The organism is Halorarius halobius (genome assembly GCF_024298865.1).
Classification (GTDB): domain Archaea; phylum Halobacteriota; class Halobacteria; order Halobacteriales; family Haloarculaceae; genus Halorarius; species Halorarius halobius.
On sequence record NZ_CP101161.1, the window covers coordinates 701,834 to 710,657 of the forward strand.

An 8,824-nucleotide genomic window follows, 5' to 3' on the forward strand; every position below is an offset into this window, starting at 1 on the left:
ATGCACGACGCCGGGCTCGAACAGCTCCGCGTGTTCGCCGAACGGTCCGGGGGGCCGTCCCGCTCGCTGGTGGTGCTCAACTCCTCGGAACCCGCCCCGTTGCCCCGACTGCTGGAGCAGGCGTTCGAGGCACAGAACGTCACCGTCGAGGTGACCCGCGACGTCGAGGAGGTGACCGACCTCGTCGTGCTCGTGGTGGACGGCGAGGTGGTCGCCTCCTCGTCGCTCGACGAGTTGATGGACGCCTACCTGCTGGTCAACAGCGACCTCTATCGGACGGGGACCAGCGGCATCGACAAGTACGCCGCCCCCGAGGTACTCACCGGACTGCACGACACCAGTTTCCGGCTCCGCGGGTTCCCCCACTCGAACAAGGAGAAGCTCCTGCTCGTGCTCATCTCCCGACACATCGAGAGCCTCGCGCTCGATGCCGGCGACGGGACGCTCCGGTCGTCGTTCCAGCGGCTCTCGCGGCTCGACGACGAGCGCGGTACCCGCGAGGTGTACGAACGGCTGGGCGACACGGACGTCGACACGCACGTCTACGGCGTGCCCGACATCGACCGCGAGATGCTCCCCGACGCCGTGGACGTCCACGGCGGTCGCACCCCCGTCCACCGCGACTCGTGGTTCGTCGTGTTCGACTCGCCGAACGGCGAAGGTGAGCCGGCGGCGCTGGTGGCGATAGAGGAGGCGGAAAACGAGTGGCTCGGCCGCTGGACGTTCGACGCCGAGCAGGTCGCGGAGGTCGCTGACGTCGTCGCCGACATCTAGAGGTCGTGGACGTCGCGGACATCCGCGAGCACGCTCCCCGCCCGGCCGTCGACGTCATCGTCGGGGTCCGCCGGGTCGTAGCCGTCGAACACCGAGTTCACCTTCCGTACCGACTCCGAGAGCGCGTCCAGCCCGTAGCCGCCCTCGAGCACGAACGCGATGGGCGCGCCGGCGTCGTCGGCCACCTCGTCGAGGCGGCGCGCGAGCAGACCGTACCCTTCGGTGGAGACGCGCTGACGGGAGATGGGGTCGTTCCGGTGGGCGTCGAACCCCGCCGACACCAGAAGCAGGTCCGGGTCGAACCGGGCCAGCGCGGGCGCGATGGCGTCGTCGACGGCCGCGAGATACTCCGCGTCGCCACACCCGCCGGGATAGGGAACGTTCAGCGTCGTCCCTTGGCCGTCGTCGCGGCCGGTCTCCTTCAGGTTGCCCGTCCCGGGGAACAGCCCCCGCTCGTGGATGGAGGCGTAGAACACGTCCGGCCGGTCGTAGAAGATGTCCTGCGTGCCGTTGCCGTGGTGGACGTCCCAGTCGACGACGGCGACCCGGTCGACACCGTCGCGGTCCAGGGCGCGCTCGGCGGCGACGCCGGCGTTGTTGAAGAAGCAGAACCCCATCGCGTCGGCGTACTCGGCGTGGTGGCCCGGCGGCCGACCGATGGAGAACGGAGTGTCGCGGCCCTGGTCGCCGTCGAGCGCGCTGTCGGCGGCCCACGCCGCCAGCCCCGCCGACGCGAGCGCCGCTTCCCACGTCGCCTCCACGGCGACGGTGTCGGCGTCCCACGTGCCGCCGCCCTCCTCGCAGAACTCCTCGACGGCGGTCACGTAGTCGGGGTCGTGGACCGCCTCGACGTCGTCGACGCTCGCGGGGCCGCCGTCGGCGTACTCGACGCCGTGTTCCTTCGAGAGGCCGCGACGGATGGCCCGGAGGCGGTCGGCCGTCTCCGGATGCCGGGGGCCGGTGTCGTGGCGGAGACAGTCGTCGCGGTAGCCGAATCTCATTCGGTGTCGTAGTACGGTCCGAGTTCGACGTACGTCTCGACGTCCTCGCGTTTCACCGTCCGCCGGTCGGCGTGGCGGGCGAGCACGGCCGCCGCGGCCGCGACGGTGTCGGCGTACGATTCGAGTCGGCGGGCCAGCGCCACCCGCGCGTCCATCGACACGCGGTAGCGGTCGTCGATGTCGAGACGCGCGATGCGGTCGACCGGCGCGATGGGAAGTTCGAGCGCATCCTTGTCGCCGGGGTCGACGCCGAAGTCCGCGGCCATCAGGGTCTTGCGGCCGTCCTCGGTCGCCCGCTCGGCCGCCTCGACGGCCAGCTCGGCACCGCGAATCTGGATGCGGCGAGCCAGCTCCTCGGCGGCGCCGGCGCTCACGCGAAGCTCGCCCGCGTTGCGCCGGATGATGGTGTCTACCGGGGCGAACGGCAACTCGACGCTCATACACCTTCGGCAGGGCGAGAGCGTCTTAATACCCCACCTTTCCAGCACCCACCTTTCTGCACGGGCGGCTCGCTCCGCTCGCCGCCCGACAAAAAGCTGGAGCAAAAAGACACGGCGGTGCTCCCTACGGTCGCGCCTTGGTCCCGCGCCTCACTGCGTTCGGCGCGGTGAACCGCCTCGCTCGCTTCCTCACTCGGCGGATGCTGTGGTCGATACAGAGTATCTTCATACCGGAGCAGTTTTATCGCGATAGCAACGATACCAAGGTAGACGGCACGGTCAGTCAGCCACCTTTCAACTCACGTGATTGTCACGTGGGAGTGCCGCTGGCTGTCCTACCCCGTCTCTCTACCGACCACGAGCGACAGCCAATCCATACCTGAAGCGATACCGAAGTGAGTACGGCCACTCCGTTACGCGCAGTCACCAGAGTCCGAACCGCTCACACGCTCGGTGAGACGGGAAATCACAGCAAGCATCCGCCGGGCGCCGAAGGCGCGAGACCCCCGAGCAAAAAGTGGTTTAGAAGACCTCGTCGGCGTCCAGTCGGTCGCCGTCCATCCGGCCGCGAGCGGTGACCTCCTCGCCGAGTTTCACGTTCGCGCTCGTCTCGACGGTGACGGCCTCCTCGCCGTTATCGAGCATCACGGGGTCGCCCGTCTGGACGACCGTGCCGGTGAACTCGGTCGTCTCGCCCGCATCGGGAGCATCGTCGGTCGCGTCCTCGGGGCCGGTATCCGGGGATTCGCCGTCCGCGAACGCGCCAAGTCCCTGCTCGCTCGGTTCCTCGTCGGCGTCGTCGTTCGCGTCGCCCCCGGCGTCCACGTCCGCCGTGGCCGTCGCGCCGTCGTCGAGTAGCGAGACGGTGGAACGCCACCCCGCCGACGCTTCGAGTTCGTCCTGCCAGCCGTCCTGTATCTCCACGTCCGTACACAGCACCTCGTCGCCGGGGCCGATATCCTTGTCCGCCTTGTCGCCCCACAGCGCGACGCGGATGTCGCCCGAGTCGTCCTGCAGGCGGAGGTTCCGCACCTGCCCCTCGGAGCCGTCGTCGCGGTCGAACGTGCGCTTGGGGTCGGCCGAGCGGACGACGCCCGCGATGTCGACCGTCTCGCCGATCTCGACCGCGTCGATGGCCGTGGTGTCGGGGACGTACGTCACGTCCTCGTCGAGTTGCTCGACCGCGCCGCGGTCGCCGACGTGGAGCTCCAGCGAGCCGTCGCGCTCGCGGACGTAGCCGTCGACGACCTCCACGGAGACGCCCTCGTCGAGTTCCGCCGCGAGGTCGGCCTTGCCGTCCCACAGCGTGACGCGCACGCGGCCCGTCTCGTCGCCGAGCGTGATGTTGGCGACTCGGCCCTCGGAGCCGTCGTCCCGCGAGAACGTCCGCACCTCGTCGGTGCCGAGCACCCGGCCCGCGAGGTTCACGTCCGACTGGCCGAGCGACAGCGATTCGGCGGTAGCCGTCTCGCCGACCTCCACGTCCACGTCGACCTCGTCGTCGCCCTCGACGCGGTCCGCGGAGACCTCCAGCCCGTTGTACCCCTCCTTGGGCCGGCCGGCGACCCGGAGCACCTGCCCCGTCGCCAGTTCCTCCTGGGCGGCCGCGGCGTCGTCGTCCCACAGCGCGACCCGAATCCGGCCGGTCTCGTCGGCCACCTCGATGTTGCAGACCCGGCCCTCGTCGTCATCGCCGTCGCGCTCGAACGTCCGGAGGTCGCCGACCGAGATCACCTTGCCGACGAACTTCACCTCCTCCATGCCCGCCTCGATGTCCGCGATGCCCTCGACCTCCCCCTCGGTGAGGTCGTGTGCGATGAGCATGGCCGCCGTCTCCTCGTCGGCCAGCCCCCCCATCTGCTCGACCTTGGCCTCGACCGCCTCGCGGAACTCCTCGAGTTCCACGTCGGCGTCGAGGTCTTCGTAGATGTCCTCGATGTCGCCCATTCCTACCGATGGCATGGTAGCGTCCCGATTAAGTATTGTCGTTGTGCGGGCACACCGGTGCAGTCGAGCGGTTTTCCGCGGCGTGGTCGCCTCGTCATGCGTCGGGTGGCCGCGGCATGCTACTTGAACCCTCGCCGGGGGGCGAATCGTAACCCCTTTACCCACCAGCGGGGTATCGTAGAGTGAGTCCTGATAGGGTAGTGGACTATCCTCTTGGCTTGCGGAGCCAGGGACCGGAGTTCAAATCTCCGTCAGGACGTTTCTGCCACGAACCAGCGCCGTGAGAGCCGCGTAGCGTGTGCTCGTTCGCGGCCCTCCCGTTCGGGTCGCCCCCATTCTGATACCGGAGCACGTCGAACCGCCGCGTATGCTACTCCAGATGGGCGTGCCAGTCGGGCCGGAGCTCCTGGTGCTCAACCTCCTCGTCGCCGCCATCGTCGCGTACTTCACCTACCGCGACGCCGAGAAGCGGCCCGGCGTGAACGCGGCGCTGTGGGCCGGCGTGATGGGACTGGCGTCCCTGCTGTTGAGCCTCGTCGGCTTCCTCGTGGTGTTCGCCATCTACTACTTCGTGGTCGTCCGGAAGGGATGACGGGCGCCGACGGCCCGGGCGCGAGCGAGGCCGCCGCCCCGTCGCTCCAGCGGTCGCTGGGGCTGTTCGAGGCGACGGTGTACGGCGTCGGCCTCATCCTCGGAGCGGGCATCTACGCCATCCTCGGGGAGGCCACCGCACTCGCTGGCGAGGCTGTGGCGCTGGCGTTCCTCGTCGCGGCCGTCGTCGCCTCCTTCACCGGTCTCTCGTACGCGGAACTCGCCTCCCGGTTCCCGAAGGGCGAGGGCGACTACGTGTACGTCCGCGAGGCGTTCGCCAGCAAGCGACTGGCCGAACTGACCGCGCTGTTGCGCGTGTTCGTCGGCGCCGTGTCGACGGCGGCCGTCGCGCTCGCCTTTGCGGGCTACCTCTCGTCGTTCGCGCCCGTTCCGACCGTGCCGGCGGCGCTCGCGCTGGTGGCGGCCGCCTCGTTCGTCAACTACTGGGGCATCGAGGCGTCCGCGCGGCTGAACCTCGCGCTGACGGCCGCGGAGGTGGCCGGCCTGTTCGTCGTCGTCTACGTCGGCTGGGGGACGTGGGGGTCGGTCGCGGTGCTGGACGCACCGGGCGGCGTGCCCGCCGTCGTCGAGGCGGCGTTCCTCGTGTTCTTCGCGTACCTCGGGTTCGGGTCGATCGTCACCGTCGCCGAGGAGACGACCGACCCCACGCGGACCATCCCGCGGGCCATCGTGCTCGCCATCGCCACGACGACGGTGCTGTACGTCGCTGTCGCGCTCTCGGCCGTCGGCGTCGTCGACTGGCGCGTGCTCGGCGCGTCCTCCTCGCCGCTGGCGCTCGTGGCAGGCACCGCCGCGGGCCGGGCCGCCGGCTCGCTGGTCGCGGCCATCGCGCTGGCCTCCACCGCGAACACGGTGCTCATCCTGCTGGTGTCCACCTCACGGCTGGTGTACGGCGTGGCGAAATCCGAGTACCGGTCGCTCCCGACGCTGTTCTCGCGGGTCCATCCCGACCGCCGGACGCCGTACGCGGCCATCGCGCTCGTCGCCGGCGCCACCGTGCCGTTCGTGCTGGTCGGCGACCTCGGGGCCGTCGCGGGCGTCGCCAACGCCGCCCTGCTCGTCGTCTTCGTGCTCGTCAACGCCGCCCTGCTGAAACTCCGGTACGACCGCCCGGACGACCGCGGAGGGTTCACCGCGCCGCTGACCGTCGGCCGAGTCGCGCCGACGGCGCTCGCGGGACTGCTCACCGCCGTCGCCCTGCTCGTCGTCTACGTCGGGAGCGCGGGCTGACTCTATAGCGGTTCGGAGCCGAACGTGGCCGACCCGACCGGGACGTACCCCACATACGACCGCTTTTGGGCGCGCTCGTCGCACGCCCGCTCGAGGATGGCAACCGACTACCTGGCGCGAGCGGGCGGCGACGATCGGGTGGAGCCGTGACCGACCGCCTCGCGGACGCCGACCGGCTCCTGCGGCGCGAGCGCCGCCGGGTCGTCGACGAGCGGGAGGCGGTCACCGCCTTCGCCGACCGGGTCGCGTCGATTCCGGCGGACGCCACGCCGGAGCTCGGTGCCGGCACCGCCCTCGTCGAGCGACCGGCGACCGGCACCCAGCGCGTCCGCGACGCCTACGAGGCGACGGTGATGAGTGTCCCCCACTACGACGAGGACTACGGCGACGACACCGACGCGAGCCTCCGCGCGGAGTTCGGCGCCCCCGTGGCGGCGGCGCTCGACGGCGGCTTCGACGACCGGACGAAACGCGGCCTGCTGTCGGCCGCCCGCGAGGCGCGCCGCGAGCGGGCGCGTCTCGTCGGTGCCCTCGACGCCGAACGCGAGTCGCTGGACGGGGTTCGCGAGTTCGTCACGGAGACGGTGACGGAGCTGGAGCGGGTCGACGGGGAACCGCTGTCCGACCGGGGGTTCGGCGCGCTCGACGCGCTCCGGGCGCGCCTCGACGTGCTCCGGGAGCATTGCGACGCCGCCGCCGCCGACCGACAGGCCGACATCCGGAAGAACCGGGACGAACTGGGCCTGTCCGACGAGTTCCCCGACCTCCAGACGTACCTCTACGACCCGCTCGACGACCGCTACCCCGCGCTCGCGGCGCTCGCGGACCTCGGCGACGCGGTGGCGACCACACGACGACGCGTCGAACGGCGGATGTACGCCTGAACACCTCTGTCGAGGCGTCCGCCTCGCTCACTCGTCCCCGCGACGCTCGCGTGTCGCTCCCGCCGGTCGCTCCCGCTCGCTCATCCGGAGCCGTTCGCTGCGCTCACGGCTCCCGCATCTCACGGCTCGCCCCGCTCGCCGTTCGACGTTCCGAGGCGTTCGCTTCGCTCACGCCTCGCGCATCTCGTACAGCACCAACCCCACGTACGACATCACCTCGGTCCCGTCCGCATAGACGGTCGTCCCCGAGTGGACCAGCCCCATCCCGGGCATGTAGTTCGGCTCCTTCTCCAGTATCTCCGTCTCGGCGGTGAGCGTGTCGCCCGGGCGCACCGGCTGTTTCCACCGCAGTTCGTCGACGCCGACCGCACCGCTGGCTTTCGAGTCGTTCATCACGTTCTCGACGAGCATCCGCATCGTCATCGCGGCGGTGTGCCAGCCGGAGGCGATGAGCCCCCCGAACAGCGACTCCTCGGCCTTCTCCTCGTCGACGTGGAACGGCTGGGGGTCGTACTGCTCGGCGAACTCCACGACCTCCTCCTTCGTCACCTCGTAGCTACCGAACTCGCGGCTGTCGCCGACTTCCAGGTCCTCGAAATACTCCTCTGGCATCGTCGGACGGGGGACGCCTCGGGGGATAAACGTTCGCCGCGCTTTAGCCGTCGCACCCGAAACAGGGGGTATGGAGCGCCCCGACGTGCTGGAGCCGGTCGACTACCTCCGGGCCGGCATCGCCATCCACAACGAGGGGTACCACCACGCCGCCCACGACGCCTGGGAGGACCGCTGGCTCGACCTAGAAGAGGGTGACGAGAAGGACCTCCTCCAGGGGCTCATCCAGTTCACCGCCGCCGTCCACCACGCCCGCGAGCGGAACTGGGCGGGCGCGACCGGGCTCGCCGCGAGTGCCCGCGAGTACCTCGCCGACCTCGACGACGACCACGACGTGAACGTCGGCGAGGTCCGCGACTGGCTCGCGCGACTCGAACGCGACCCGGAACTCCTCGAGCGCGAGCCGGTGCTGGAGCTGACTCACCGCGGGGAGCCGCTCCGGTTCGGTCCCGATTTCAAACTGGCCGCCGTCGCCGCGCCGCTGGTCGCGGAGGCGCGGGGCTACGACCCCGACCTGCTGGCGGAGGCCGCGACGTACGGGCTGGCCGACCGGGCCGACGAGGGGACGCTGACACAGTTCGAGACGTTCGTCCTCGACTTCCTGAACGGAGGCGACCGGCTCCCCGTCGTCGTCCAGCGGCTCGAACAGGCGGTCGAGCGTCGGCGGAGCCGCGAGAACGACGTCAAGGGGCTGTTCGACTAACCGAGAAGCGGGACGAACCGGACGCCACCGTGGTCCGTCCGCGTCCACCCGTCGCCGTCGTGGTCGAACAGATACAGCGTCTGCCGCTGGTCGCCGACCGGCGCGAGCAGTCGCCCGCAGTCGCGCACCTGCTCGAACAACGCGTCGGGCACCTCGCGGGCGGCACACGTCAGGTAGCAGGCGTCGAAGGGCGCGTGCTCGGGCCAGCCCTCGCGGCCGTCGCCCGCCTGGACGTGGACATCGTACTCGAGTCGGTCGAGCCGGTCGTGGGCTTGCTCGGCGAGCGCGTCGTGGTACTCGACGGAGTAGACGTTGCCCGGGCCGACGAGTTCCGCGGTGACGGCGGCGTGGTAGCCACAGCCGGTGCCGATTTCGAGGACGCGCTCACCCCTGTCGAGGTCAAGCAGGTCACACATCACCGCGACCATGTGGGGCGCGGAGACTGTCTGACCCTCGCCGATGGAGAGCGGGCGGTCGCGGTACGCCTGCCCACGGACCGACTCGGGGACGAACTCGTGGCGCGGCACCGCCCGGAGCGCGTCGGCGACCCGGCCGTCGTCGATGCGGCCGGTCTCGACGAGTCGGTCGACCAGCCGCCCGCGGGCCGCCTCGCGGCTCATC

At 70.5% G+C, this 8,824-nt stretch carries 10 protein-coding genes and 1 tRNA gene; 6 read left to right on the forward strand and 5 right to left on the reverse strand.

Translation table 11 applies throughout. From position 1 onward, the window contains the following. Entirely contained in the window at positions 1 to 774 is a 774-nt protein-coding gene (locus NL112_RS03705; protein WP_255151288.1) for a DICT sensory domain-containing protein, read from the forward strand. Here NL112_RS03705 and NL112_RS03710 read toward each other — a convergent pair. From NL112_RS03710 to NL112_RS03720, 3 genes are all read right to left on the reverse strand, one after another. Next, a complete protein-coding gene (locus tag NL112_RS03710) occupies positions 771 to 1,775 on the reverse strand; it encodes a histone deacetylase family protein (RefSeq protein ID WP_255151289.1) in 1,005 nt (334 codons plus the stop codon). The genes NL112_RS03705 and NL112_RS03710 overlap by 4 nt on opposite strands. After that, positions 1,772 to 2,215 carry a histone gene (locus NL112_RS03715; RefSeq protein ID WP_255151290.1) on the reverse strand — a complete coding sequence of 148 codons (444 nt, stop codon included), beginning with the start codon at positions 2,213 to 2,215 and terminating at the stop codon, positions 1,772 to 1,774. The genes NL112_RS03710 and NL112_RS03715 overlap by 4 nt, the downstream gene beginning before the upstream one ends. Positions 2,216 to 2,737: 522 nt before the next feature. Beyond that, positions 2,738 to 4,162: a single-stranded DNA binding protein gene (locus tag NL112_RS03720; RefSeq protein WP_255152633.1), complete on the reverse strand. Its 1,425-nt coding sequence runs from the start codon at positions 4,160 to 4,162 to the stop codon at positions 2,738 to 2,740. Between the two features lie 186 nt (positions 4,163 to 4,348). Between NL112_RS03720 and NL112_RS03725 the strand changes: the two genes are divergently transcribed. From NL112_RS03725 to NL112_RS03740, 4 genes are all read left to right on the forward strand, one after another. Further along, positions 4,349 to 4,421 (forward strand) — tRNA-Arg (locus NL112_RS03725). 108 nt (positions 4,422 to 4,529) lie between these two features. Then, positions 4,530 to 4,754 carry a hypothetical protein gene (locus NL112_RS03730; protein WP_255151291.1) on the forward strand — a complete coding sequence of 75 codons (225 nt, stop codon included), beginning with the start codon at positions 4,530 to 4,532 and terminating at the stop codon, positions 4,752 to 4,754. Beyond that, positions 4,751 to 6,004 carry an APC family permease gene (locus NL112_RS03735; protein WP_255151292.1) on the forward strand — a complete coding sequence of 418 codons (1,254 nt, stop codon included), beginning with the start codon at positions 4,751 to 4,753 and terminating at the stop codon, positions 6,002 to 6,004. Before NL112_RS03730 ends, NL112_RS03735 begins: the two co-directional genes overlap by 4 nt. 146 nt (positions 6,005 to 6,150) lie before the next feature. Beyond that, positions 6,151 to 6,888 (forward strand): DUF7260 family protein, encoded by a 738-nt coding sequence (locus NL112_RS03740; protein WP_255151293.1) that lies wholly within the window; start codon positions 6,151 to 6,153, stop codon positions 6,886 to 6,888. A 168-nt stretch (positions 6,889 to 7,056) separates the two neighbouring features. On the opposite strand, the gene NL112_RS03745 is transcribed toward NL112_RS03740, so the two are convergent. Then, positions 7,057 to 7,500 carry a MaoC family dehydratase gene (locus NL112_RS03745; protein ID WP_255151294.1) on the reverse strand — a complete coding sequence of 148 codons (444 nt, stop codon included), beginning with the start codon at positions 7,498 to 7,500 and terminating at the stop codon, positions 7,057 to 7,059. 70 nt (positions 7,501 to 7,570) lie between these two features. Between NL112_RS03745 and NL112_RS03750 the strand changes: the two genes are divergently transcribed. Then, the gene (locus NL112_RS03750) at positions 7,571 to 8,203 is read left to right on the forward strand and encodes a DUF309 domain-containing protein (protein WP_255151295.1); all 633 of its coding nucleotides are present in this window, start codon (positions 7,571 to 7,573) and stop codon (positions 8,201 to 8,203) included. Here NL112_RS03750 and pcm read toward each other — a convergent pair. Next, positions 8,200 to 8,823 carry a protein-L-isoaspartate O-methyltransferase gene (gene pcm / locus NL112_RS03755; RefSeq protein WP_255151296.1) on the reverse strand — a complete coding sequence of 208 codons (624 nt, stop codon included), beginning with the start codon at positions 8,821 to 8,823 and terminating at the stop codon, positions 8,200 to 8,202. The two genes, NL112_RS03750 and pcm, sit on opposite strands and share 4 nt — an antisense overlap. Position 8,824: the final 1 nt, after the last annotated feature.

What these genes read in the sequence shown, in the direction of transcription:
- NL112_RS03735 (WP_255151292.1), top strand. Translation starts at nt 4,751, where the DNA reads ATGACGGGCGCCGACGGCCCGGGCGCGAGCGAGGCCGCCGCCCCGTCG.
- pcm (WP_255151296.1), bottom strand. Translation starts at nt 8,823, where the DNA reads ATGAGCCGCGAGGCGGCCCGCGGGCGGCTGGTCGACCGACTCGTCGAG.
- NL112_RS03720 (WP_255152633.1), bottom strand. Translation starts at nt 4,162, where the DNA reads ATGGGCGACATCGAGGACATCTACGAAGACCTCGACGCCGACGTGGAA.
- NL112_RS03745 (WP_255151294.1), bottom strand. Translation starts at nt 7,500, where the DNA reads ATGCCAGAGGAGTATTTCGAGGACCTGGAAGTCGGCGACAGCCGCGAG.
- NL112_RS03750 (WP_255151295.1), top strand. Translation starts at nt 7,571, where the DNA reads ATGGAGCGCCCCGACGTGCTGGAGCCGGTCGACTACCTCCGGGCCGGC.
- NL112_RS03710 (WP_255151289.1), bottom strand. Translation starts at nt 1,775, where the DNA reads ATGAGATTCGGCTACCGCGACGACTGTCTCCGCCACGACACCGGCCCC.
- NL112_RS03715 (WP_255151290.1), bottom strand. Translation starts at nt 2,215, where the DNA reads ATGAGCGTCGAGTTGCCGTTCGCCCCGGTAGACACCATCATCCGGCGC.
- NL112_RS03730 (WP_255151291.1), top strand. Translation starts at nt 4,530, where the DNA reads ATGCTACTCCAGATGGGCGTGCCAGTCGGGCCGGAGCTCCTGGTGCTC.
- NL112_RS03705 (WP_255151288.1), top strand. Translation starts at nt 1, where the DNA reads ATGCACGACGCCGGGCTCGAACAGCTCCGCGTGTTCGCCGAACGGTCC.